At 64.9% G+C, this 25,065-nt stretch carries 22 protein-coding genes and 2 tRNA genes; 11 read left to right on the forward strand and 13 right to left on the reverse strand.

Annotated features, from left to right (window positions below):
• Window positions 1-28 precede the first annotated feature (28 nt).
• From YU3_RS0115870 to YU3_RS0115900, 7 genes are all read right to left on the reverse strand, one after another.
• Complete coding sequence (locus YU3_RS0115870; RefSeq protein ID WP_027167182.1) at window positions 29-1,300, reverse strand: beta-ketoacyl-ACP synthase; 1,272 nt, start codon at window positions 1,298-1,300, stop codon at window positions 29-31.
• Window positions 1,301-1,372: 72 nt separating this feature from the next.
• On the reverse strand, window positions 1,373-2,560 hold the full coding sequence (locus YU3_RS0115875; protein WP_027167183.1) for a beta-ketoacyl-ACP synthase: 1,188 nt from the start codon (window positions 2,558-2,560) through the stop codon (window positions 1,373-1,375).
• Window positions 2,561-2,634: 74 nt separating this feature from the next.
• Complete coding sequence (locus YU3_RS0115880) at window positions 2,635-2,916, reverse strand: acyl carrier protein (protein WP_027167184.1); 282 nt, start codon at window positions 2,914-2,916, stop codon at window positions 2,635-2,637.
• Window positions 2,917-3,149: 233 nt separating this feature from the next.
• Complete coding sequence (locus tag YU3_RS0115885) at window positions 3,150-4,295, reverse strand: slipin family protein (protein WP_051333960.1); 1,146 nt, start codon at window positions 4,293-4,295, stop codon at window positions 3,150-3,152.
• Between the two features lie 348 nt (window positions 4,296-4,643).
• Window positions 4,644-4,713, reverse strand: a tRNA-Arg gene (locus tag YU3_RS0115890).
• A gap of 2 nt (window positions 4,714-4,715) precedes the next feature.
• Window positions 4,716-4,789: transfer RNA gene (locus tag YU3_RS0115895), tRNA-OTHER, on the reverse strand.
• Between the two features lie 221 nt (window positions 4,790-5,010).
• Window positions 5,011-5,559: a histidine phosphatase family protein gene (locus YU3_RS0115900; protein WP_027167186.1), complete on the reverse strand. Its 549-nt coding sequence runs from the start codon at window positions 5,557-5,559 to the stop codon at window positions 5,011-5,013.
• A 161-nt stretch (window positions 5,560-5,720) separates the two neighbouring features.
• Here YU3_RS0115900 and YU3_RS0115905 point away from each other — a divergent pair, with 161 nt between their 5' ends.
• The 3 genes from YU3_RS0115905 (at window position 5,721) to YU3_RS0115915 (ending at window position 9,419) form a co-directional block, all read left to right on the forward strand.
• Window positions 5,721-6,671, forward strand: a complete 951-nt coding sequence (locus tag YU3_RS0115905) for an AEC family transporter (RefSeq protein ID WP_027167187.1) — start codon at window positions 5,721-5,723, stop codon at window positions 6,669-6,671.
• A 171-nt stretch (window positions 6,672-6,842) separates the two neighbouring features.
• The gene (locus YU3_RS0115910; protein ID WP_027167188.1) at window positions 6,843-8,300 is read left to right on the forward strand and encodes an NAD-dependent succinate-semialdehyde dehydrogenase; all 1,458 of its coding nucleotides are present in this window, start codon (window positions 6,843-6,845) and stop codon (window positions 8,298-8,300) included.
• Between the two features lie 99 nt (window positions 8,301-8,399).
• A complete protein-coding gene (locus tag YU3_RS0115915) occupies window positions 8,400-9,419 on the forward strand; it encodes an aldose epimerase family protein (RefSeq protein WP_027167189.1) in 1,020 nt (339 codons plus the stop codon).
• Between the two features lie 44 nt (window positions 9,420-9,463).
• Here the strand turns inward: YU3_RS0115915 and YU3_RS0115920 are convergent, their stop codons facing one another.
• The gene (locus YU3_RS0115920) at window positions 9,464-10,381 is read right to left on the reverse strand and encodes a sugar kinase (protein WP_027167190.1); all 918 of its coding nucleotides are present in this window, start codon (window positions 10,379-10,381) and stop codon (window positions 9,464-9,466) included.
• Window positions 10,382-10,543: 162 nt separating this feature from the next.
• Here YU3_RS0115920 and YU3_RS0115925 point away from each other — a divergent pair, with 162 nt between their 5' ends.
• A complete protein-coding gene (locus YU3_RS0115925) occupies window positions 10,544-10,987 on the forward strand; it encodes a FixH family protein (RefSeq protein ID WP_027167191.1) in 444 nt (147 codons plus the stop codon).
• Window positions 10,988-10,994: 7 nt separating this feature from the next.
• Complete coding sequence (locus tag YU3_RS0115930; protein ID WP_027167192.1) at window positions 10,995-12,203, forward strand: cytochrome c peroxidase; 1,209 nt, start codon at window positions 10,995-10,997, stop codon at window positions 12,201-12,203.
• On the opposite strand, the gene YU3_RS0115935 is transcribed toward YU3_RS0115930, so the two are convergent.
• Window positions 12,200-12,652: an Lrp/AsnC ligand binding domain-containing protein gene (locus YU3_RS0115935; protein ID WP_027167193.1), complete on the reverse strand. Its 453-nt coding sequence runs from the start codon at window positions 12,650-12,652 to the stop codon at window positions 12,200-12,202. The genes YU3_RS0115930 and YU3_RS0115935 overlap by 4 nt on opposite strands.
• Window positions 12,653-12,816: 164 nt before the next feature.
• On the opposite strand from YU3_RS0115935, the gene putA reads away from it, so the two are divergent.
• Window positions 12,817-16,425, forward strand: coding sequence for a bifunctional proline dehydrogenase/L-glutamate gamma-semialdehyde dehydrogenase PutA (putA, locus tag YU3_RS0115940; protein ID WP_027167194.1), 3,609 nt, complete (start codon window positions 12,817-12,819; stop codon window positions 16,423-16,425).
• Window positions 16,426-16,602: 177 nt separating this feature from the next.
• On the opposite strand, the gene YU3_RS0115945 is transcribed toward putA, so the two are convergent.
• From YU3_RS0115945 to YU3_RS0115960, 4 genes are all read right to left on the reverse strand, one after another.
• Window positions 16,603-16,917 (reverse strand): antibiotic biosynthesis monooxygenase, encoded by a 315-nt coding sequence (locus YU3_RS0115945; protein WP_027167195.1) that lies wholly within the window; start codon window positions 16,915-16,917, stop codon window positions 16,603-16,605.
• A 49-nt stretch (window positions 16,918-16,966) separates the two neighbouring features.
• A complete protein-coding gene (locus tag YU3_RS0115950; protein WP_027167196.1) occupies window positions 16,967-17,929 on the reverse strand; it encodes an energy transducer TonB in 963 nt (320 codons plus the stop codon).
• Window positions 17,930-18,057: 128 nt separating this feature from the next.
• On the reverse strand, window positions 18,058-18,522 hold the full coding sequence (locus YU3_RS0115955) for a hypothetical protein (protein WP_027167197.1): 465 nt from the start codon (window positions 18,520-18,522) through the stop codon (window positions 18,058-18,060).
• Window positions 18,523-18,528: 6 nt separating this feature from the next.
• Window positions 18,529-20,652 carry a TonB-dependent hemoglobin/transferrin/lactoferrin family receptor gene (locus tag YU3_RS0115960; RefSeq protein ID WP_245273521.1) on the reverse strand — a complete coding sequence of 708 codons (2,124 nt, stop codon included), beginning with the start codon at window positions 20,650-20,652 and terminating at the stop codon, window positions 18,529-18,531.
• A gap of 289 nt (window positions 20,653-20,941) precedes the next feature.
• On the opposite strand from YU3_RS0115960, the gene hemP reads away from it, so the two are divergent.
• From hemP to YU3_RS0115985, 5 genes are read left to right on the forward strand one after another with little or no spacing between them, the layout of a single operon-like run.
• Window positions 20,942-21,148, forward strand: coding sequence for a hemin uptake protein HemP (gene hemP, locus YU3_RS0115965; RefSeq protein ID WP_027167199.1), 207 nt, complete (start codon window positions 20,942-20,944; stop codon window positions 21,146-21,148).
• Window positions 21,149-21,200: 52 nt separating this feature from the next.
• The gene (locus YU3_RS0115970; protein WP_027167200.1) at window positions 21,201-22,262 is read left to right on the forward strand and encodes a hemin-degrading factor; all 1,062 of its coding nucleotides are present in this window, start codon (window positions 21,201-21,203) and stop codon (window positions 22,260-22,262) included.
• A gap of 11 nt (window positions 22,263-22,273) precedes the next feature.
• Complete coding sequence (locus tag YU3_RS0115975; protein WP_027167201.1) at window positions 22,274-23,161, forward strand: hemin ABC transporter substrate-binding protein; 888 nt, start codon at window positions 22,274-22,276, stop codon at window positions 23,159-23,161.
• 6 nt (window positions 23,162-23,167) lie between these two features.
• A complete protein-coding gene (locus tag YU3_RS0115980; RefSeq protein WP_027167202.1) occupies window positions 23,168-24,268 on the forward strand; it encodes an iron ABC transporter permease in 1,101 nt (366 codons plus the stop codon).
• A gap of 7 nt (window positions 24,269-24,275) precedes the next feature.
• Window positions 24,276-25,064 carry a heme ABC transporter ATP-binding protein gene (locus YU3_RS0115985; protein WP_027167203.1) on the forward strand — a complete coding sequence of 263 codons (789 nt, stop codon included), beginning with the start codon at window positions 24,276-24,278 and terminating at the stop codon, window positions 25,062-25,064.
• Window position 25,065 lies beyond the last annotated feature (1 nt).

Here is a 25,065-nt window from a genome sequence, read left to right on the forward strand (position 1 = left end):
GGTAATGTGGAAGCGGAAAAACGACCGCTTAGACCGGTTCCCGCGCCATGACAAGGCAAGTGTTCTGGCCGCCGAAGCCGAAGGAATTCGACAGAACCGTGCCGACTTCGGCGTTGCGCTTCTTGTTCGGCACGACATCGAGCACAATGGCGGGATCGGGATTGTCGTAATTGATCGTCGGCGGAATGACGCTTTCGCGCATGGTCATCAGCGAGAACGCGGCTTCCACCGCACCGGCGGCCGACAGCGTGTGGCCGATCATCGACTTGTTCGACGAGATCGGCATCGAGCCGATGCGCTCACCGAACACGGTCGACAGCGACAGGTGTTCCATCTTGTCGTTTTCCGGCGTCGAGGTGCCGTGCGCGTTGACGTAGTCGATCTCGTCTTCGCCAAGGCCCGCATCGGCAAGGGCGGCGCGCACGGCCGCGATCGCTGGCGAGCCGTCGGGCTTGGAGCGGGTGCGATGAAAGTCGTCGGCCTTTTCGCCGCAGCCGCGCATGATGCCGAGGATCGTCGCGCCGCGCGCAAGGGCTGCTTCCAGCGATTCCAGCACCAGCGCGCCGGACCCTTCCGCCAGCACAAAGCCGTCGCGGTCCTTGGAGAAGGGTTTTGATGCCTTCCCGGGGATATCGTTGTGGGTGGAAAGCGCCGAGAGCAGCGAGAAGCGGATCAGCGCCTCGGCGGTGGCCGAGCCGTCGGCGCCGATCGACAGCGCCTTGTCGCATTCGCCGCGCTGGATCGCCTCGACGCCGAGTTGGATGGCGGTGGCGCCGGAGGCACAGGCCGTCGAGAGCGTGATCGGCAGGCCGCGCGTGCCGAAGCGGTCGGCGAGACGGTCGGCGATCGAGCCGAACTGGGTGGTGTCGAAAATGTCGAGTTCCTTCAGGCCGCGCGCGACCCTGAGCAGCCTTTCGGCGCCCGCGTCCTGCTTGTCCGAATTGTAGAGCGAGAAACGGTCGGCCCAGTCGAGTTCGACTGGCGGCGAGGCCAGGAACAGCGGTCCGCCGAAATCGTCCGAATCCAAACCAGCTTCCGAGACGGCCTCCTGGGCGGCGGTTTCCGCCAGTTCGTAGGTGAGGTGACTGGCACCCTTCGAACTTGACGGCAGGAAGTCGACCATGCCGGAAATGCGCGTATTGAGGTGATCGACCGGAAAGCGCGTGATCGGATGGATGCCGGATTTGCCCGAGGTCAGCGCCGCCCAATTGTCTTTTTTGCCGACGCCCAGCGAGGTCACGACGCCGATGCCGGTCACGGCGACGATCGGCCTGCCCATGTGGTCGCGGAGATTGGCCATGCTTTGTCTGCCTCGTTGTCGAGCAATTCCAGGAAGTGTGAAGCGGTTTTCCCGGAATTGCGGAAAACCGATCTAAGCGGCTTTAACCAGCCCCAGGCCCTCGAATTGGTGATAGCCGATCGCGGTTGCAAGGACGGAATTGGGGGCGCCTTCGAATGGGCGCTCCAGTGTGGCATCGAAGACAGGGTAACCCGCTCCGCGGTCGACGGCCATTGCCGCGAGTGCAACCGCAAAGGGGAATTGGGCTTCCTTCATATGGCCGGTCAGCGTCGAGAAGGCGCGTACGGCGAGCGACGGATTGGCGTCGAGCACCGCCTTTTCTGCGGCCGTGGCTGCGTGGGCGCCGGAGGCGGCCGAAATCGTAAGCAGTTCGCCATCGGGAAGGGCCGCCTGCTTCAGCAGCGCGGCGATCTCTGCGTTCAACTCGCCGTGCCGGCGCCTGGCGCGGCCGGACAGGACGGGGCCAAGCTCGGCGTAGATCTTGCGGCCCCGGCTTTTCGCGTGCTCGCGCTGCTCCAGCACCAGGAAGGCGCCGCCGGAGCCCGTCACCACGCCGCCGCCTTCGCTGCCCTGGCGTTGCCAGACCGGCTTCCAGGCGCCGCGATGCAGGTAACCGGCGAGCTCGTAGCCAAGCAGCATGTCGTAATGCGCGGTCTGGAAGGCGCCGCCGACCAGCACATGGGTCGACTGGCCGGAACGGATGCGCGCGGCCGCCGTCTCGACGGCCGAGACGCCTGCGCCTTCCTCGCCCATGAAGGTGCGGGAAGAGCCGGTGACCTTGTGGACGATCGAGATGTTGCCGGCGAGCAGGTTGGAGAGCTGGGCCAGGAATAGCGTCGGCCGCAATTCCGTTGTCAGCTTCTCGTTGAGCAGCACGTCGCGGTCGTTGCGGCTCTCGGAGGCCGCAAGGATCGCGGCGTCCACGGCTTCGTCGCGCTCGCCGCCGCCGGCCGCCACCACCATGTCCATGGTCGCGCAAAGCGCGTCGTTACCCTTGATGCCGGCGTCGTCCAGCGCAAGGCCGGCGACATAGGTGCCGAGGCGCTGCCAGGTTTCCATCTGGCGCTGGTCGCCGCGCTTGGCGATCTGCAGGTTCCAGTCGATCTCGGGCAAGGGATGAATGGTATAAGGCGCGAAGAGCTCAGCCTCCAGGACAGGCTCAAGGCCGGGCTGGGTCAGCTTTTGCCAATGCGCTTCCGGGCCTTCTCCCAGCGAAGAGACAAGGCCTATGCCGGTGATGACGACGTCGTGGGAACTCATGGGCGCCTATTGTGGGGGGCGGCTGCTGTTGTGGGTCAGGCGACAGGGCACGTCAAGACCGCGCCCGAGCCGGCTCAGGCGGCCTTGGCCGCGACCAGGGCGTCGATCTTCGCGCAGAGGTTCTTCATGACGAAGTAATCGTCGGTCGACGCCTTGCCGTCATTGACCTCCTGCGTCCACTTCTCGAGCGGCACCTTGATGCCGAATTCCTTGTCGATGGCGAAGACGATATCGAGGAAATCGAGGCTGTCGATGCCGAGGTCGTCGATGGTGTGGCTTTCCGGCGTGATGGTGTCGATATCGATCTCGCTGGTGTCGGCAATGATCTTGGCGACTTTCTCGAACGTGGTGGACAAGGGCTCTTCCTTCGGTTGCGGGCGGAATCTGTCCGCATCTTGTTTGGGCGCTGTCTAATCGGTTTTTCCCGGCAGGAAAAGGCCTGATGCGCCGGGCGCAGATGGGTAGAGGGCTTGGGAAACGCAAGAAGGGCCGCCGGTCGGCCCGGCGGCCCTTCCATTTAACGTGGCATCAGTCTTTGTTTCGATGCATGTCACTATCCCAAACCGGAACCACTTTTGGGCGACATGCATCAGCTGTCGCGGAGCTTGACCAGGTCGTTGAGCAGCCCGCCCGTCCCGTTGTGGACGGTCAGCCGCTCGATCTTTCCGGCAATGGCTTCGAGAGCCTCAAGCTCCTTCAGCCGCAGCATCACCGGGTTCTCGGCCATCACCCTGGCCGTGTTGAGCAGCGAACGCGTGGCGTTCGTCTCCTCACGGCGGCGGATGACGTTGGCCTCGGCCTGCTTTTCGGCCGAAACCACCTGGTTGAGGATCTCGCGCATATCGCCCGGCAGGATGACATCCTTGAGGGCGATATCGCTGACCTCGACGCCGATCGCGGCCATGTCGGCACGCACCTTGGCCGCCGCCTCATCGTCGACTGTGATCTTCCTGTCGAGGATCTGGTCGAGCGTGAGCGCGCCAAGTGTCTTGCGGAAGGCATACTGCAGGGCGCGGTAGAGGGCTTCCGAGAAGTCCTTCACCGTGCTCACCGCCTTGACCGGATCGACGACCCGGTATTCAGCGGCGATGTTGATACGGATCGTCACGCGATCCCTGGTCAGCATTTCCTGCCCGGCGACATCGAGCGACTGGCGCTTGATATCGACGACCTTCACCTGCACCATGCGGCCGACATTCCAGAAGGCGTGCACGCCCGCTTCAAGCGTGCGGGCAAGCACGCCATCGACGAACAGCAGCCCGACCTGACCGTCGACGACCGGATGGACGGACATCAGTTCCGTCTTCCGGGCCTGGCCGAGGCGGCGCATGACCGGCGGATCGATCGCCAGTTCAGCGACCGTATCGACCAGCGTCACCTTCCACGGACCGGCATCGGTCCACAGCACGAGCTTGCGGTCCGGCGCCAGAACGGCGTGGAGGGCGCCATCGCGCTCGATGACGGCGATGTCGGTGCGCCCGGTGCGAACGACGGTGAAGTGACGCGCGGCCACTTCCGGGAGCTTGTCGAACAATGCCTTCTCGTAGGCCGAAACGAATTCCGGGTTCTTCAGGTCGTGCCTGGAGATTTCCAGGTTGCCGCGCCGGTTGGCGAGCCAATGCTCGCCCGGCATCAGGATCGCCTGGATCTCGCCCTTGTAAAGGGCGACGGCACGTTCGTTTTCCTTCACGAGGACGCGGTGGCGCCCAAGAAGCTTTTCGAGAATGGTCTTCATTGTCTCTACTCCTGTCGGGCATGGCCCCATGCGAGGCGTCACGTCATGCGTCGATCATCCTTTCGTTTCTCGTTTCGCGTCGTCGTACTTCATGCCCCGGGGGCACGAATGATCCGGGGACCGGTGGCATCGATCCACGGCGGGCCTTCGGGAGCGGATCGCGGGGCGGCGAAGCGGGCGCCGGAAGCCGAAGCTTCCTTTGCCGGCATTGCCGCGCCTTGATCGTCACCGCGGGCCTGGCCGCGAGCCGATGGCGCAGGACATCGCGGGCCGGCGAGGCCGAAGCCCTGCCGTCCGTGAAGTCCCCGCATTCCGGTCCCCGGACCGTTTTTCAGATGGCTTAACAGGCCAGTGGAGAAGGAATCGAACCTTCGACAATCAGATTCGGGGTCTGACGCTCTAACCAAACTGAGCTATCCGTGGTGCTGATGAAGGGAGTCGAACCCCTGACCTCCGGACCCAAATCCGGCGCTCTTCCTCTGAGCTACATCGGCGATCCCAACACCCGAAACGGCGCCGTATACAGGGCGGCAAAGCCGCCTGCACGGGCGGAGACGAAAGCTCCAACCGTTGTGCTCGCTTCGGTTTTCGTGACCGGGAGCGCGCCTATAGACCCTGCGACGGGTTGTCGCAAGCGGCATTGTCGCAACGGATTTGCGGCTTCCTTCGACTGTGGCAATTTGGCCACGGCGCTGACCCGTGCAGGCTGATGCCATCAGAAAGTGACACGCCCGAGCACCTTCAGGCCATCGCCTTCCGGCGCCACCACCACGGCTTCGCCCTCGCGTGGCGCTACGCCGGTGAGCGCCTCGATGTCTTCGAGATGCGTCACGAGCACCAGATTGTCGGAACCCGAATAGCCGCGGATCTCCTTCATGATGGCAGCGATTTGCGCGGCTTTCTCTGCGGGGTCGGCTTTCAGCAGATCGAGCGGCGCGAAAGGCTTCGGCTCGGACTCGAAAGCGATGCGGGCGGTGTCGAGGCAGCGGCAGTATCGGCTTGAGAGCACGTGATCGATCGGGGCCGCGCGGGCCGCGAACAGCGCGCCGATGCGGCTTGCCTGCTGCTTGCCGCGCTCCGACAGGTTGAGCTGGGTCCCGCAATTGTCGACGTCGAAATTCGCCGGATCGGTTGCCCCGGTGACGAACGCGTGGCGAAGCAGCACGACATGGCCGCCGTCGCGCAGCAGCGCCCAGCCGGCGTCGGTCGCGTGGGCAAGGCTCGGAGCAGCAAGGAGAAAAAGCGCCAGAACAATTCGCAGCATCAGAAGTCCTTTGGCGGCCCGGCGGGACCAAGGCCGTGATTGGCATATAGGGACCGCAAAGCCGGCCGGAAAACAAGCGGAGGAGCTGGCAAATGGTGCGCGGCGCAATTGCACGGCGGCCAGGGCTCGCCTATCACGGGAAAAATGTCTCCGCCCAAAAGATGACTCCGCTCACAGAAACCGTCCTTTTCGTCTTCAGCCTTGTGGCGCTCGGCTATCTGGCCGGGCGCACCGGCTATCTGAAGCCGGCAAGCGGGGAGGGCATTTCCGAATTCGCCATCAACGTGGCGATGCCGCTGCTCCTGTTCCAGACGATGGTCAAATCGGACTTCCACGGTGTGGCGCCATGGTCGCTGTGGGGCGCTTATTTCGCGGCCGCCGCCATCACCTGGGCGGCGGGCCACCTGGTCACGACGCGCGTCTTCGGCCGGGACGCCCGCGCCGGTGTCGTCGGCGGCGTGTCGTCGGCGTTTTCCAATGTCGTGCTGCTCGGCGCGCCCTTTATCCTCGGCATATTCGGAGCAGATGGCTTTGAGGTACTGTCTCTGCTGGTGGCGGTGCATCTGCCGATCATGCTGATGGCCTCGATTGTGCTGTTCGAAGTATTCGGCCGCGGCAGCGGCGAACCCGTGCATCCTTTGCGCGTTATCCGTAGCTTCCTCAGGCGGCTGTTCATGAATCCGTTGGTCATCGGCATTCTGGCGGGGCTTGCATGGCGCATCACCGGTGCGCCCCTGCCCGATGTCGCCATGCGCCTGGTCGATGCGCTGGCCGGTACGGCGGGGCCGGTGGCGTTGTTCGGCATGGGGCTGAGCCTGCGCCGCTTCGGCATTTCGGGCAATGTCAGGCCGGCGCTGGCGCTGTCGGTACTGAAACTGTTCCTGATGCCGGCCCTGGTCCTGGTTTTCGTCTGGCTGCTCGGCCTGCCACCCTTGACGGCCAAGGTGGCGGTGATGGTGGCCGCGATGCCATCCGGCGTCAATTCCTACCTGATCGCGGTGCAGTTCAACACTGGCCAGGCGCTGGCCTCGAACCAGATGACCCTGGCCACGGCAAGCGCGGTGCTGACCACATCGTTCTGGCTGACGGTGGTCATCCACGTCTTCGGGTAGAGCAGCCGGGACCCGCTCGATTTCGCTGGCCCAACCCCTATATGCCATCTTGTGATTGCTTGCCCGCCTTTCCCTAGGTAAGAGCAATGCGCCGGCGTGCGGCTCTTAAGCACGCTTCAACGCACATTCAGAAAAAACGGCCCAATCAGCGCGCCGAACGGAGGCCAGACCATGCTTCAGAAAACCGCTCATTTCATGCGCCAGGCCAATCTCATCAATGGTGAATGGGTGCAGGCCGACAGCGGCCAGACCATCGACGTCAACAATCCGGCAACGGGCCTGAAGATCGGCACCGTGCCGAAGGCCGGCAGGGCCGAAACCCGCCGCGCCATCGAGGCCGCCGAGGAAGCCTTCAAGAGCTGGCGCAAGACCACCGCGCTCGAGCGCTCGAAGCTTTTGCGCAAGCTGCATGACGCGATGATGGACAATCAGGACGTGCTCGCCGAGCTGCTCACCATCGAACAGGGCAAGTCGCTGTTCGAATCCAAGGGCGAGATCGGCTCCGCCGCGGCCTACATCCTGTGGTTCGCCGAGGAAGGCCGCCGCACCTATGGCGACATCGTGCCGTCGCCATGGGGCGACCGCCGCATCCTGGTGACCAAGGAGCCCGTCGGCGTCATCGCCGCCATCACGCCGTGGAATTTCCCGTCCTCCATGCTGGCCCGCAAGATCGGCCCGGCTTTGGCCGCCGGCTGCACCGCGGTGGTCAAGCCGGCCTCGCAGACGCCTTATTCGGGCCTCGCCTGGGGCGCGCTTGCCGAGGAAGTCGGCTTCCCGAAGGGTGTCGTCAATGTCGTCACCGGTTCGGCAGCCGAGATCGGCGACGAGATTTGCGCCAATCCGCTGGTCAAGAAGATCACCTTCACCGGCTCGACCGAGGTCGGCAAGATCCTGATCCAGAAGTCGGCCTCGACGGTCAAGAAAGTGTCGATGGAGCTTGGCGGCAACGCGCCGTTCCTGGTCTTTGACGACGCCGACGTCGAGCGTGCGGTGGCCGGCGCCATCACCGCCAAGTACCGCAATTCCGGCCAGACCTGCGTCTGCACCAACCGCTTCCTCGTGCAGGCCGGCATCTACGACAAGTTCGTCGAGAAGCTCGCCGCGGCCAGCGACAATCTGAAGGTCGGCTCGGGCCTGGAGGAAGGCGTGCAGCAGGGACCGCTGATCGATGAGAAAGCGGTCGAGAAGGTCGAGGAGCTGATCGCCGACGCAACGTCCAAGGGCGGCAAGGTCGTCGCCGGCGGCAAGCGTCATGCGTTGGGCGGCTCGTTCTTCCAGCCGACCGTGATCGCCGGCGCCACCCCGAAGATGCGCTTCATGAAGGAAGAGATTTTCGGGCCGGTCGCGCCCGTGTTCAAGTTCGAGACCGAGGAAGAGGCGGTGGCTTTGGCCAACGACACCGAGTTCGGCCTCGCCGCCTATTTCTACACCAGCGACCTCGGGCGCGCCTTCCGGGTCATGGAAGGCCTGAAATACGGCATGGTCGGCGTCAATGAAGGCCTGATCACCACGCCCGAGGCGCCGTTCGGCGGGGTCAAGGAATCGGGTCTCGGCCGCGAAGGCGGGCATCAGGGCATCGACGACTATCTCGACACCAAATATGCCTGCTTCGGCGGCCTCGGGCTCTAACAGCCATCCAGAAACAAGGGCAGGCGTCGGGCCTGCCCTTGCCGGACGAGGCGCCGCCGGCCTAAACACGGATCTGCAATCGAGGTTTCGGGCAAAGCGATGAAAGACGGCGAGGTCTTCGGCACGACACAGGCGGGCGAGGCCGTGCGCCGGTTCACAATCCGGGGCGGCGGCCTCACCGCCAACATCATCGGCCTCGGCGCGATCGTCCAGGACCTGCGTCTCGCCGGCCACGATGCGCCGCTGGTGCTGGGCTACGACAGCTTCGAGCCCTACGAGACCGACCGCGCCTTTTTCGGGGCGGTCGTCGGCCGCTTCGCCAACCGCATCGGCGGCGGCCGCTTCACCATTGCCGGCAAGCGCTACCAGACCGAGCGCAACTTTCTCGGCAAGCATACGCTGCATGGCGGCTCTGAAGGCTATTTCCACCGGCCATGGAGCGTCTCGCTGCACGGCCGCGATTTCGTGACGCTGACCTTGCACGATCCGGACGGCGCGATGGGCTTTCCCGGCGCGCTCGATGTCACCTGCACCTACCGGCTGAAAATCCCCGGCACGCTCAGCATGGAGCTGACCGCGACTTGCGAGGAGCCGACGCTGTGCAATCTCGCGCAGCATTCCTATTTCAATCTCGACGATGGCGGAGCCGGCGACATCCTCGACCATCGGCTGATGCTCAACGCCGGCGCCTACACGCCCGTCGATGACGAGATGATCCCGACCGGCGTAGTGAAGCCGGTCGACGGCACGCCCTACGATTTCCGGCAGGCGCGGCCGCTCCGTGTGGAAATGGAAGGCGAGCAGCTTCGCTACGACCAGAATTTCTGCCTGGCCTCCAACCGTGGACCGCTGCACCAGGCGGCCTGGGTGCAAGGCGCCAGTTCCGGCGTCGAGATGGAAGTGTGGACCACCGAGCCCGGCCTCCAGCTCTACATCGGCCAGTATGTCGCGCCGACATCACCGGGGCTCGAAAGCCGCCACTATGAGGCGTTTTCGGGCCTCTGCCTCGAAGCGCAGACCTGGCCGGACGCGCCCAACCGGCCTTATTTCCCGCAGGCCACGCTATGGCCGGGACAGATCTACCATCAGGTGACGGAATACCGGTTCCGACTTCCCTAAGGTTTCCGATATTGAAGTGACATCCGCCTAAGCTTCGACGGCGCTTAACTGTCGAAGGCCTTCTTCAGCGTGTCGAACGGAGCGAGTGCGCCGCGAACCTGCACAACCGCGGCGGCGACTTTGTGCGCACGGCGGGAGGCGTCGGCGGGCGCATGGCCGGCAAGCCTGGCGGCGAGATAGCCGCCGTTGAAGGAATCGCCCGCGCCGGTGGTGTCGACCGGGGCGGCCACATGCACCGCGTCAACAGTCCGTGAAGCGCCGTTCAGCGCAATCAAGGCCGGCTGCTCGCCATTCTTGACCACGACCTCGCCGGTCAGCTTGCCAATGCGCAACGCCGTCGCCTGCGGCGTCGGATCCCCGAACAGCATCTGCTCGTCCGGAAAGGTCGGCAGCGCGATATCAGCGACGGCGAGCGCCTCCAGGATCGCGGCCTGCGCCGCCTCGTGGCTCGGCCACAGGCGCGGCCGGTAGTTCGGGTCGAAGGCGACGAGCGAGCCGGCCTTGCGGGCAGCCGCCACGGCCGACAGGAGGGTTTTGCGCGCCGCCGCGTCCAGAATTGCCAAGGTGATTCCGGAAAAATAGACAAGCGCCTGGCTTTCAAGGCTTTTTGCCAGCGCGGGTGGATCGGAGGCGAGCTGGCGCGCGGCCGCATCGCTTCGCCAATAAGTGAAGGCGCGTTCGGCCCCGGTGAGTGTGATGGCGTAAAGGCCTGGGCGTGCGCCGGCAATGACCGGACTGTTGCCGATGCCTATGCCGTTCTCGGCAAAGAAGGCAATCTGGTCGCGCGAGAAGGGGTCGTCGCCGAAGGCCGACACATAGGTCGCGGGCCGATCCGGGCTCAATGCGTGCAATGCCCAGAGCGTGTTGAAGGTGTCGCCGGCAAAGCCCATGCGCCAGTTAGAACCGGTCTGGCCCGACAGTTCCAGCATGCATTCGCCGATCGACGCGACACCATTGGCCATGCGGCTTATCCCATCCCTTCCTAAGACCTTGTTGCTGTAGCTTTTTGCGGCGGGCAGCGCCATGCTTGGCGAAGGCTGAATTTTGCGCCAGAAGCGATTTCCCACAGGCAGGGCGGGACGCGATACGCGGTCCGTGACGTTAGCAGCCGAAGAGGAACGGGCTTGGCATCGATATGGCGTTACATTCTAGCGGGTCTTGGTCTGGCTGCTCTGCTGGTCGGTATCGTGGCTGCCGTCTATCTGACGCTGCCGCACCAGGCTTCCGGTCCGGACACGTCGCGGTCGAAAAAGACGGCGAACGGCCTTTTCGTCGCGAGCTTCGAGCCGGAACGCGGCGTCATCCGGCAAGGCGAGCTGCAATCCTGGCTGCTGACGCTGAAGACCGCCGCCGGCGCGCCGGTGGAGGGGGCGGCCATCACCGTTTCCGGCGGGATGCCGCAGCACGATCACGGCCTGCCGACCAGTCCGCAGGCGACCGATTATCTGGGCGGCGGGCGTTACCGCATCGACGGCGTGAAGTTCACGATGAGCGGCTGGTGGCAATTGCGCTTCGCCATCTCGGCGACAGCCGGCTCCGATTCCGTCGTCTTCAACGTCGTGTTGTGAGCGGGCAATGAGGCATCCGGCCAGCGTCGTAAGCCTGCTGGCTTTGGCCGCTCTCGCCTTGCTGGGCGGCTGCGGCAAGCCTCAGTTCAGCGATGCCGAGAAGAAGACCATCGCATCGCTGGCGCTGAACACGCTGCCTGCGCTCAAAGCGGACACCACGAACCAGTATGCGGACGTGCCGGCGGCTGCCGCGCTTGGCTCGACGCTGTTCTTCGATGTCGGCATGAGCCGCGACGGCACGGTGTCCTGCTCGACCTGCCACAAGATCGACCGCCAGTTCCAGGACGACCTGCCACAGGCGGTCGGCATCGGCCACACCAACCGGCGCACCATGCCGCTGGCGGGCGTGGCGCGCAATCCGTGGTTCTTCTGGGACGGAAGGCGCGACAGCCTGTGGGCGCAGGCGCTGACGCCGCTTGAAAGTCCGCTGGAGCAGGCCGGCAACCGGGCTGCTTTCGCGCATTACATCAAGAAGCGGTTCGGCGAGCGCTACGAGCGCATCTTCGGACCGCTGCCCGACCTTTCGACCGTGCCGGCCAATGCCAGCCCGCTCGGCAGCGAGACCGAGAAGGCGGCGTGGAACGCCATGCCCGCCAGCCAGCAACAGGACATCAATCGCGTCTATGCCAATATCGGCAAGGCGATCGCCGCCTTCGAGCGGTCGATCGAGCCTGAGCAGACGCGCTTCGACCGCTTTGCCATCGATCTCGCGACCGGCGCAGCGCCGCAAGGTGACGCTGCTTTCTCGCCCGAAGAGATTCTCGGGTTGAAGCTGTTCATCGGCAAAGCCAATTGCGTGACCTGTCACAACGGCACGCGCTTCACCGACAATTCCTTCCACAACACCGGTGTGGCGCCGGTCGAGGGCCTGCCGTTGGACCGTGGCCGCGTGGATGCCGTAGCGCAAGTTCAGGCCGACCCGTTCAACTGTCTCGGCAAATTCCGGGACGGCGATGAAAGCGCCTGCCGCGAGCTGCGTTTCATGGTGAAGGACGGGCCGCAAACCGTGCGCGCCTATAAGACGCCTTCATTGCGAGGCGCCGCAGGCCGGCCGCCTTACATGCATGCCGGGCAGTTCTCGACGCTCGATGAGGTGGTGGCGCATTATTCAAAGGCGCCGCCTGCCGTTGAAGGCGTCTCGGAAGTCCATCCGCTCGATCTGTCCGACCGTGAGCGGGCGGCCTTGGTGGCGTTCCTCAAGACGCTGTCGGATTAGCGGTCCTTCACCGTCTCCATTGCCACGAAGGTCGAGGTCTGGGCGACATGGGGCAAGGCCGAGATGCGCTCGCCGAGCACGCGGCGATAGGCGGCGATGTCGGTGGTGCGGACCTTCAGGAGATAATCGAAGCTCGACGCCATCATGTGGCATTGCTCGATTTCCGGCACAGCTTGCACCGCGCGATTGAAGGCATCGAGCGCTGCCGAGCGCGTGTCGGATAGCTTCACCTGGACGAAGGCGACATGGCCTTCGCCCATGCGTTCGCGGTCGATGACGGCGCGGTAGCCTCTTATGTAGCCGTCCTTCTCCAACCGCTTCACGCGTGCCTGCACCGGCGTCTTCGACAGTCCGACCTTCAAAGCCAGTTCAGACATCGAAAGCCTGCCGTCGCGCCCGAGCGCGGACAGGATGTTACGGTCAATGCGGTCCAATTGGTCTTCGGTCATCGAAATCGCGGTCGAAATGGGAAGGCTTTGACCTATATGATAGATCGATCGGACTATATTGTCGATTTCTTTGGACCGCCTGAAATCCCCAGCTGTGCTAGCTTGCGGCAATCGGTCCGGCAGTGGCCAGACCGCTCCCTAACGCTCGCTTTCATGGACCCGACATGCCGCTCGACGCCATCCGCCAGCAGATCCGTGCCAATTATTTGCCCGACGAAGATGAGGCGGTGAAGCGGCTTTCAGCGGCGGCCGGGCTTTCGGGAGAAGAGCGAAACGCGATCTCGGCCCGCGCGGCCGATCTGGTGCGCGCGGTGCGCGGCTCGACCGACCCCAGGCTGATGGAGGTTTTTCTCTCGGCCTACGGCCTGTCGACCAAGGAGGGCGTGGCGCTGATGTGCCTGGCCGAGGCGCTGCTGCGCGTGCCCGACTCCGAGACGATGGACGATCTCATCGCCGACAAGATCGCGCCGCATGACTGGTCGGCGCATTCGGGCGGCTCAAGCTCGATTTTCGTCAATGCCTCGACCTGGGCGCTGATGCTGACCGGCCGCGTGCTCGACGAAGGCGAGGGCGGCGTCGAAGGCACGCTGCGCGCCATGGTGCGCAGGCTTGGCGAGCCAGTGATCCGCAAGGCCGTGGCGGCCGCGATGCGCGAGATGGGCGAGCAGTTCGTGCTCGGACGCACCATCGCCGAGGCGGTCAAACGCGGTCGGCCGATGACGCAGAAGGGCTATCTCTATTCCTTCGACATGCTGGGCGAGGCGGCCCGCACCGAAGCCGACGCGCTGCGCTACCACCGGGCCTATGCGGATGCAATTTCCTCGCTCGATTCCGGGTCGAACGGCCCTGATATCCGCTACAATCACGGCATTTCGGTCAAGCTCTCCGCGCTTCATCCGCGCTACGAGGTGGCGCAGCGGGAGACGATGCTGCCGGTGATGGCCGAGCGGCTTTTGTCGCTGGCGCTTGCCGCGCGGCATTCGCGCATGGGCCTCAACATCGACGCCGAGGAGGCCGACCGGCTCGACCTGTCGCTGGACGTCATCGAACGCGTGCTGGCCGAGCCGGAACTTGCCGGCTGGGACGGTTTCGGCGTCGTCGTCCAGGCCTATGGCCCGCGCGCGGCCTTCGCCATCGACTGGCTCTATGCGCTGGCGAAAAAATATGACCGCCGGATCATGGTGCGGCTGGTGAAGGGGGCCTATTGGGACACCGAGATCAAGCGGGCGCAGGCGCTCGGCCTCACGGGCTATCCGGTCTTCACCCGCAAGGCCAACACCGATGTTTCCTACCTCGCCTGCGCGAAAAAGCTGCTGTCGATGACCGATCGTATCTATCCGCAGTTCGCCACGCATAACGCGCACACCGTGGCGGCCATCCTGTCGATGACGAAGGATCGCGATAGTTTCGAGTTCCAGCGCCTGCACGGCATGGGCGAGGCGCTGCATGAGACGGTGCGCAAGGCCGAGGGCACGCGTTGCCGCATCTATGCGCCGGTCGGCGCGCATTCGGACCTGCTTGCCTATCTGGTGCGGCGGCTCCTGGAGAACGGCGCCAACTCCTCCTTCGTGCATCAGTTGACCGACGACGAGGTCGAGCCGGAGGAGATCGCACGCGACCCGCTCGAGGCTGTCGAGACACAGGGTCCCGCCGCCAATCCGGCAATTGCGCGCCCCGCCGCGATCTTCGGCGCTGGGCGCCGCAATTCCAAGGGCTTCGACATCACCGATCCGGTGACGCTCGCAGCCGTCGACAAGGCGAGGGCGGAGTTCGCGGGAGCGGATCGCTGGCATGCCAAGCCGGTCACGCGCGCCGCCGGCTACGGCAAGCTGCGCCAGATCGTCAATCCGGCCAAGCCCGACGAGGTCGTCGGCACGGTGCATGAAGCGGCGGCCAAGCAGGTGACGACCGCCGTGCGCATTGCCGTCGACGCACAACCGGCCTGGGCAAAGCGCCCCGTTGCCGAGCGCGCCGCGATCCTCAACCGCGCCGCCGACCTTTACGAGGCCAACGCGGTCGAGTTCTTCGCTCTCTCCACGCGCGAGGCCGGCAAGTCGCTGGCCGACGGCGTGGCGGAAGTGCGCGAGGCGGTCGACTTCCTGCGCTACTACGCGGCCGAGGCACAAAATGCCGAGGTGGGCACGCAAGCGCGCGGCGCGATCGTCTGCATCTCGCCATGGAATTTTCCACTGGCGATCTTCACCGGCCAGATCGCCGCGGCTTTGGTCACCGGCAATTCGGTGATCGCCAAGCCGGCCGAGCAGACGCCGCTGATCGCCTTCCGCGCTGTCGAGATGCTGCGCGAGGCGGGCGTGCCGGAGGATGTCATCCAGCTGCTGCCGGGCGACGGTCCGTCGGTCGGCGCGCCGCTGACCGCAGACCCGCGCATCGCCGGCGTCTGCTTCACCGGCTCGACCGAGGTCGCCAAGCTGATCGAAAAGCAGTTGGCGGAAACCGCGGTGCCAGACGCCATGCTGATTGCCGAGACGGGCGGGCTCAACGCCATGATCGTCGACTCCACAGCGCTGCCGGAGCAGGCGGTGCGCGATATCCTCGCTTCGGCCTTCCAGAGCGCCGGTCAGCGATGCTCGGCGCTGCGCGTGCTCTATGTGCAGAAGGACGTCGAGAAGAAGATGCTGGAAATGCTGAAGGGCGCGATGGAAGCGCTCAAGGTCGGCGACCCCTGGCTGATCTCGACCGATGTCGGTCCGGTTATCGACGACGAGGCTCAAGGCGCGATCAGCGACTACTGCAAGAAGAAGGGGCTGGAGGGACGGCTGATCGCCAGACTGGAGGCCCCGAAGCATGGGCGCTTCGTCGCGCCGCATGTCTTCCGCGTCAAAGGCATCGAGGAGATGGAGCGCGAGGTGTTCGGCCCGGTGCTGCATGTCGCGACCTTCGATGCCGACGGGATCGACGCGGTGATCGCCGCCATCAACCGCAAGGGCTACGGCCTGACCTTCGGCCTGCACACCCGCATCGAGGGCCGCGTCCAGCATTTCGTCGACGGCATCCATGCCGGCAACATCTACGTCAACCGCAACCAGATCGGCGCCGTTGTCGGCTCGCAGCCTTTCGGCGGCGAGGGGCTTTCGGGCACCGGCCCGAAGGCAGGTGGACCGCACTACCTGCGCCGCTTCCGCAAGGGGCCGGAGGCCGGCACCGAGGTCGGCGAGGGTCACAAGGTGACGGCGACCGAGCTTGCCGACAATCTGCCGGATCCGGCGCTGGGCGGCTGGTCGACGCGGCCGGATCGCGTGGCGATCCTGCGCAAGCATCTGCGCGGCAAGGGCGCGGCTGCGATCGCTGCCGCGGCCAGCCTCGATTTCGGCCAAGTCGACCTGCCGGGACCGACCGGCGAGGCCAACACGCTGTCGCTGGCGCCGCGCGGCCGGGTGCTCTGCCTCGGCCCGGATGCCGAGACGCTGCTTTCCCAGACCATCCAGGCCCTCGCGGCCGGCAATGCCGTGCTCGCGGTGGCGCCAGGCGCGCCGGCGGCGCTGTCGGCGCTGACCGGCAAGGGCCTACCGCTCGCGGCCATCGACGGCCGGCCCGATCCGGTGGAGGCGCGCTCGCTGCGTGTCGATGTCGTCGCCTTCTCCGGCACGCCGGAGGTGGCGCGAATCGTGCGCAAGGTGATTGCCGAGCGCTCCGGGCCGATCGTGCCGCTGGTCAGCGAAGTGCTCAACCCGGCGGCCTACGCCCATGAGCGCGCGGTCTGCGTCGACACAACGGCGGCAGGAGGCAATGCGAGCCTGCTTGCGGCTGCTTAGGGTGTATTGATATTCAGGTGATGCCGGCCTGCGAACGGCGGCTTCCTGCGCTTCCGGTGCTCACGTACTTTAAGTACGCTCCGCTCCGGTTCTCGGAAGCCACCATTCTCGACTCGGCCTGACCTGAATCTCAACACACCCTGACCGTTGGCGGAGATTGACTTTGCGCGTCAGAAGTCAGGCGCCTTCGACGACCGAAAACCCCTCGAACTGAGGGTGGCCGAGGTAATGGACCTTCGAGGTGCCGGCATTGCGATGGGCGGCGCGGAAATTCTCCGATTTCGTCCAGGCGACGAAATCCTCCTGGCTTGCCCAGACCGTGTGCGAAGCAAACAGCGTGTAGCCTTCGGTCTCGTTGACCGGACCGCGCAGCAAATGGAATTCTTTGAAACCCTGCATTTCGGAAAGGCTGGAGTCGCGGTTCTTCCAGACGTCCTCGAAGGCTCCTTCCGAGCCGTTCTGGACCTTGAAGCGGTTCATGGCGATGTACATTGGCTTCCTTTCGAAATGGATGAATTCCGACGTTTAGAATGGCGAAGGCCTAAAAAGGGCCGATCCGGGCTCTGAACACCCAACTCGACCTTCCGGTCTCGGGTGGAATGGGAGGGAACGGCGCTTGCTTGCGCACCAGCGTCAAAGCGAACTGATCGAGCTCGGCAGACCCTGAACTTTCGGCAAGCTGCAGGTCGCTGACGCTGCCATCGGCCGCGACGACGAAAACCACCCTGGCATTGTTGCGAGCCTTGGCCTGGATGGATTTCGAAACGCGACGGTTGGCGCGGGCCAGCTTCTTTTGGATTTCGCCGCTGTAGCGGGATTCCAGGGCATTGCCGGCGGCCTGTTTCTTGCCCTTGCTGGCGATGATCGGCGCATCGCGCGCATCGCCATCCGCCGTGCCGCGCTGTTCCATGGTTTCGCTTGGCCCCGCCGATCCGGCTGGCGCGCTCGATGTCGCGCTCGCGGCCGGTGGCTGCTCGGGCTCGGCAGGGGGCGCTTGCGTGCTCTGTGGCTCGATCGCGGGCGTCGGTTCGCTGCCCGTGGGGACACTCTGATCGTCCTGGCGCGGCGCGGCGGCTGCCAGGATATCCGGCGTGGGGGCGGTGGGCTCCTTGACGGCTTCCGGCGCAGGCTGAGGCGTCGGCGGTTCGCTTGCCGGTTGCGCCTCGGCCGGCGGAGCAGGCCGCACGGCCTGGCGTTTCGCCGGCTGCGGATCCGGCACCAAGGTGACATCCACCGCGCCGGGCGCCTGTTCATCCAGGGCGCTGCCGATGACGTTGGCGCCGGATTGGTCGGCGCCCTCGGCTCGTATCGCGTCCGCGGAATCGAATGTTCCGGCGGGCGCGATCAGAAACGCCGCCGCAGCGGCGCCATGGAGCAGGCCGGAGGCAATGATCGCCACCGTCCATCTGCGGTCCCCGGCGGATTGCCGCGCCTGCATGAGCGGCTCGGCCGGCGCGATCGCCAGTTCACTGCCTGCGTCGGAGAGGTTGTTGATGTCCTGCATGTCTCGCGCCGAGACCTGCCGTGCGCGATATGGGGTTGTCAAATCAAGATCGGTTGCCGCCCATTGCGGCGGATCGGACGCAGGCCACGCCACGGCGTCATGCGGGAAGGCCGGATGCAATCCCACCTTTATATGCCGAAAGCGATGGCGGTCCTGGTCGACGTCTTCAGCGCGCGCATGCAGGCCACCGGCTCGAGGCCATTGCCGGCACATTCGGTCGCGCTGTTGATCAGCACGCGGCCGAGCTTGGCGCAGTCGGCGCCGGCAAGGTCGAAGCGCGTGACCTTGGTCTTGCCGGCCGGCAGGTCCTTGAAATCGAGCACGGTGAGGCGGTCGACGACGCCGGCCTCGTTGAACAGCGCGATCTCGAAAGCCGCCTTCGACAGATCGGCGCCGAGCGCGTTGTTGACGACGAAGGTCAGCCGGCAGCCTTTTTCCGAAGGCTGCGCGGCGTTGAGCTCGAGACTCAATGCGGGACCTTGGGCCGGACCTGGGGCAGGGGCCGGCGCGGACTGGGCCCACGCCGGCACCGGGCCCAGCGACATCGCCAGCGCCGAGGTCAAGAGACGAAGCGATGTTGTCAGGCTGCGCATCTCGGCTCAGCCTCCGAAGCGCATGGTCGCCGCAAGCTTCAGCGTGATGCCGGGTTCGTAAAGGACGGCGGTCGTGCTTCCGTTGAGCGGATTGGTGTATTTGACGTCGAACAGATTGTCGGCGCGGAAGTCGAGCTTGAGATTGTCGGTCGCCTGGTAGCTGGCGAAGGCGTTGACCAGCGTATAGTCCTTGGCCACGGCATTGCCCTTGGGCTTGCCGTTGTATTGCACTTCGCCGCCGACGGTCAGCTTGTCCTCGAGGAAGCGGAAGCCAAGCTGGGCCGTCACCTGCGAGGAGGGGATCGTGGCCAGGTCGGCTCGCTCGCCTTCATACGAGATGGTGTGGCCGTTGATGATGGATGCCGACAGTCCGGCATAGCCCCAGCCGGCATCGTAGACGCTTTCCAGCTCGAAACCGTTGATCTTGGCCTTGGCGAAGTTCTGGTATTGGAAGCAGATCGGAATGCCGGGGCCAAACGGGCAGCCGCTGGTCGGGTCGAAGGGCGAGAGCGTCACGCCGTCGATGTAATCGTCGACATTGTTGTTGAAATATGCTGCCTTCAAACGGAATGCGTCGCCGCCCTCGATGATGTCGTTCTGCTTGTAGTTGACGCCGAACTCGACGGTCTTGCCGGTCTCGGGCTTCAAGTTCGGATTGGGCAGGAACGGGAAGCTGACGCCGGCCGGATGGTTGCCGCTGATCAGCGTCTCCGTCAGCGACGGCGAGCGATAACCTTCCGCATAGGTGCCATAGAATTGCAGTCCTGCCAGGCCAGCGCTTTCGAAAGGCGAAACACCGACGGTGATGCGCGGCGAGACCCGGTCACCGGAGGCCTCATTGGTGTCGTCCTTCAGGCTGTAATTGTCGTAGCGCAGGCCCGCTATGACTTCGAGCCATTCCCAGGTCAGCTTGTCCTGAACGTACGCGCCCGAGACGTTGCGCTTGCCCGACGGCGTATAGAAGGAATCACCGCCGGCCGTGCCGCCGGTATCGACATCGTCGCCGACCCAGTCGCCACCATAGGTCAGTTCATGCGCGACGTTCGCCGTCTCGAGGCGCGAGGTATTCCAGATGTCGAAGCCGGTCGTGCCGACATCGAAGGCGGAGGTTGAGCCGACCGGCAGCACCACGGGCAGGCCGGTGACCGGATCGAAACGGTTCTGCGGGACCAGCGTGGTCAGGTCGAGAACCGTCTTGTTGTAGGAGGCGTTGATGTGGAGGTCGAGCCAGCTCTTTGCATCGTCGGTGATGTTGTAGCGGGCGGTAAAGGTGTTCGACTTCAAGTCGACGTCATTGGCCGGCACGGCGCCGCTGGTCTCCGTCCATCCGTCGCTGGAGCCGACCCAGCCGAGCTTCAATTGGCTGTTTTCGGTCGGGCGGATGGTGGTCTTGAGCAGGCCGCTCAGCACATCGAAGCCGGTGCCGGCAACGGTGTCGCCGCCGCCGTTCTTGTAGTCGCCATAGTCGCGGTAGACGATGTTGCCTAGAACGTCCCAGTTCTCGTTGATCCGGTAGGCGCCGGTGGCGCTGGTGGTCCAGCCTTTGCCGTTGCTCTCATAGCGCCCGGTCAGCGACCCGGCCCATGTCTCATCCGGCTTGAGGAAATCCTCGGCGTCCTTGGTGTCGAAGAAAACAACGCCGCCGATAGCGCCGGAGCCGTAGGTGTTGGCGACCGGGCCACGGATGACGTCGACCGACCTGATGAGCTCGGGATCGACATAGAAGGTCGACTGCGTGCCATGGTCGGAGCGCTGGAAATCCTGCCTTGCGCCGTCGACGATTACGGCGACACGGCCGAAATCCTGGAGGCCGCGGATGTTGATGCTCGAACTGACACGCCGAGCGTCGGCCTGCACGGCAACGCCGGGAGCGCCGAGCAGCATTTCGTTCGGCGTGGTTGCCATGCGGCGCTCAAGCTGCTCCTGATCGACATGGCTGGCGGAGGCCAGTGACTGGATCGCCGTTTCGCCGGTGCGGCTGATGACGAGAATCTTGTCGAGCAGGGTGGTGTCGCCGGATGCTTTCTCGTCGGTTTTCTTCTTTTGGTCAGCCCGCTGATCGGTCGGCAGCGCAGCCTGCTGTGCTTTTGCCGCGGGTGCGCCAAGCGCGATTGCCACTGAGCCGGCCATCAATATAGCCATTGCCCGCGCTAACGATCGGAAGTCCGAGCCTGCGCTGTTGCCCGCCAGGCCCGTCCGTCCCCAAGTCACCAACCCCATGCCCCAACTCCAGATTCAGGCTCGTAGCTGGCTGGCCAGGGGCTCGCTCGCATTTTTGATCATATCCGGCGTCTTAAATGTTGACTCATTTAGTCCGGTAATGCACTGACTAGTAAACATGATCATTCTAGTCAAGAAATGAATCGGCATTTTGTGAGGCTGCGGCCAAGGTGGCCGACAGAGGAAAGGGACCGACCCGATGAACACGCACAATCCCAATGATTTCCGCTATCGCGTTCGCCGTCCGGAGGACATGCAGATGCGTTACGAACGGGTGCCGTTGGCGGTGAGGACGCTCTCCAGCAACACCCTGTTCCAGGGCGAGCATGAGATCGGCATCGAGCATCATGGCGCGCTCTACCGCCTGAAGATCACCCGCCAGGGCAAGCTGATCCTCAACAAATGATAGGCACCGGCAGGCGGTAGACGAGCAAACATCAGGCATTACAGGTGACGATATGGACCAGCGCGTGAAGCCGTCGCCGGAGGAAATCCGGCGGGCAAGGCAGGACAATCCGAAAATGCGGGAGCGCGATCTCGCGGTACAATTGGGCATTTCAGAAGCGGAACTGGTCGCGGCGCAATGCGGTGTCGGCGCCGTGCGCGTCGAGCCGCGCGTCAACGATCTGCTGACCGGCCTCGAGGCGGTCGGCGAGGTAATGGCGCTGACCCGCAACGAAAGCGCCGTGCACGAAAAGATCGGCGTCTATGACAAGGTCGTCACCGGCAGTCACAACGCCATGGTGCTGGGCGAAGACATCGACCTGCGCATCTTCCCGAAGGTATGGGCGCATGGCTTCGCCGTCGAGAAACGCGACGGCGGCGACATACGCCGCAGCCTGCAGTTCTTCGACGCGGCGGGCGAGGCCGTGCACAAGGTGCATCTGCGGCCGGCGTCGAACCTCTATGCGTATCAAAAGCTGGTGGCGGGCCTCGAATCGTCGAACCAGGAACCGACCGCCGCGATCCTTCCAAGCGCCGCGGATGGAGAGGGCGAGGCCCAAGGCCCGGCTGCGACGATCGACGACCTGCGCGACCGCTGGAGCCGGCTCACCGACGTGCATCAGTTCTTCGGCATGCTGAAGACGCTGAAGCTCAGCCGCCGCGAGGCGGTGCGCATGGTCGGCCAGGACTATGCCTGGCTGCTCGACAACGACGCGGTGAGCGCCATGTTCCACCACGCGGCCGAAAGCGGGACGCCGATCATGTGTTTCGTGGGCAATCGCGGCTGCATCCAGATCCATTCCGGCCCGATCCGGTCGGTCAAGCCGATGGGGCCGTGGATCAACGTGCTCGACGAGACCTTCCACCTGCATCTGAGGACCGATCACATCCACGAAGTCTGGGCGGTGCGCAAGCCGACCAAGGACGGCCATGTCACTTCGCTCGAGGCCTATGACGCCAATGGCGGGATGATCATCCAGTTCTTCGGCAAGCGCCATGAAGGCGAAAGCGAGCGCGAGGACTGGCGCTTCCTGGCCGAGAACCTGCCCCGTATCCCCAATCCGACCGCTGCATAAGGTAACACCCAATGCGTGTTGTTTCCCGTTTTCGCGCGGCGCTTGCGCCGATGCTCGGTGTTTTGCTTGCTGCCTTGCCGGCCGGCGCCAACGAAAGCGCGCCCGTGTTTTCCGATGCGTCGCGGATCGCATCCATCGGTGGCTCGATCACGGAGATCGTCTATGCGCTCGGCGAGGAAAGGCACCTGGTGGCACGCGATTCGACGAGTTCCTACCCCAAGGAGGCGGTTAAGCTTCCCGATGTCGGCTATATGCGTGCGCTGTCGCCGGAGGGTGTGCTGTCGGTCAATCCGAGCGGAATCCTGGCGTTGCATGGCAGCGGCCCGAAGGAAGCGGTCGACGTGCTGAAGAAGTCGAGCGTGCCTTTCATCGAGGTGCCCGAGCACTACAGCCATGAAGGCATCCTCGAAAAGATCCGTATCGTCGGCAAGGCGCTCGCCGTCGACGCCAAGGCCGAGAAGCTGGCAGCCGAGATGGATGCGAAGCTGACGGCGGCCGAGAAACAGACGGCCTCGATCAAGAAGCGCAAGCGCATCCTGTTCGTGCTTTCGACGCAGGGCGGCAAGATCCTTGCCGCGGGCAGCGATACCGCCGGTGACGGCATCATCAAGCTTGCCGGAGCGGTCAACGCGGTCGAAGGCTTTTCCGGCTACAAGCAGATGTCGGACGAGGCGATCGTCACCGCCAGGCCGGACGTGATCCTGACCATGAGCAATGCCGGGCCGCCGATCTCGGAAGACGAGCTGTTCGCCAACCCGTCGATCGCTTCGACGCCGGCCGGTGCCGCCCGCAAGGCGATCAGCATGGATGGCGGCTATCTGCTGGGCTTCGGGCCGCGCACGGCGGAAGCCATCCACGATCTTGCCGTATCGCTCTATGGCAACCAGGTCACGGACTGAGCGGCCATGGCCGAACAGTCTATTGCCGGCGCGGCGGGCAGGGTGATGACGGCCGATGGCGACCGCTCGGCACGGGCAAGGTTTGTCATCCTGCTGTTGGGCCTGGCGCTCGCGCTCTCCGTTTTCCTGTCGCTAACGTCGGGGGCTTCCGATGCGTCCGCCGTCCGCGTCATCCGCGACTGGTTTACCGGAGCCGTGCCGGTGGACGCGGCGCTCGCGGCGCGCGACCAGCTGATCGTCTATGACATCCGCATGCCGCGCGTCCTGTTCGGTGTGCTCATCGGTGCCGCGCTCGCCGTGTGCGGCGCGGTGATGCAGGGGCTGTTTCGCAATCCGCTTGCCGATCCCGGCCTGATCGGCGTTTCGGCCGGCGCTAGCCTCGGCGCGGTGGCGATCATCGTGCTCGGCACCACATGGCTTGCGCCGGTCACGCTTGCGCTTGGCACGCTCGCGCTGCCGCTGGCGGCATTCTCCGGCGGTCTGGCGGTGACGTTTTGGCTTTATGCCATCGCCACGCGCCAGGGACGGACGTCCGTCGCCACGATGCTGCTCGCCGGCATCGCCATCAGCGCCCTGGCCATGGCCCTTACGGGCGTCCTCATCTTCATGGCCGACGATCGCCAGCTGCGCGACCTGACCTTCTGGCAGCTCGGCTCGCTTGCCGGCGCAACCTGGCCGAAGATCGGCACCATCGGGCCGGTGATCGTGCTGGCGCTGTCGGCGATGCCGTTCCTGTCGCGCGGCCTCAACGCGCTGGCGCTCGGGGAGGCGACCGCGGGCCATCTCGGCACTCCGGTGCAGCGGCTGAAATACACGGCCATCGTCGGCGTATCGGCGGCGGTCGGCGCTTCGGTTGCGGTCAGCGGCGGCATCGGCTTCATCGGCATCGTCGTGCCGCATGTCCTGCGCCTGGCGATCGGCCCGGACAACCGCTACCTGCTGCCGGCATCGGCCCTGCTCGGCGCGTCGCTGCTTCTCATCGCCGACGCGGTCGCCCGCACCATCGTCGCGCCGGCCGAGCTGCCGATCGGCATCGTCACCGCGGTCGCCGGCGCGCCGTTCTTCCTGTGGATCCTGCTGCGCAGGCGCGGCATCGTCGATTTGTGAGTTTGCCATGATCGAAGCTCGCGACATTTCAGTGGCGATCGGCGGCAAGCGCATCGTGTCGCATGTCCACTTCGCGGCGCGACCCGGCGAGGTCTCGGCCATCGTCGGGCCGAACGGATCTGGCAAGACGACTTTGCTCAAGGCGTTGACCGGCGAGCTTGCCTATAGCGGCACCGTCACGCTCAACGGCCGCGACCTGTCGGCCATGAAGCCGGTCGAGACGGCGACGCTGCGCGCGGTGCTGCCGCAGTCGACGGCGCTGTCCTTTCCCTTCACCGTGCGCGAGATCGTGCGCCTCGGCCTGGTCGGCGGGCGCTCGGGCGTGTTGCCGGGAGAGGATGCGCGCCTGCCGGAGCGGGCGCTGGCGCGTGTCGACCTCGACGGCTTCGCCGGCCGCTTCTACCAGGAGCTTTCCGGCGGCGAGCAGCAGCGCGTGCAGCTTGCCCGCGTGCTGTGCCAGGTCTGGTCACCGGTGCTGGAGGGCAGGCCGCGCTACCTGTTCCTCGACGAGCCGGTTTCCAGCCTCGACGTCAAGCATCAGCTCATCATCATGAACATCGCGCGCGATTTCGCCCGGCGCGGCGGCGGCGTCGTGGCGATCCTGCACGACCTCAACCTCACGGCCATGTATGCCGACCGCATCTTCGTGCTGCATCGTGGTGAATTGGCCGCCGCCGGCTCACCTCAAGACGTGCTGAAGGACGAGCTGATTGAAAAGGTCTTCGACTGCCGTCTGAAGGTCGGCGCGCTGCCTGCGGGAAGCGTGCCGTTCGTATTGCCGCAATCGGCCGCTTAAA

This window comes from Mesorhizobium sp. WSM3224 (assembly GCF_000427725.1).
GTDB lineage: Bacteria > Pseudomonadota > Alphaproteobacteria > Rhizobiales > Rhizobiaceae > Mesorhizobium.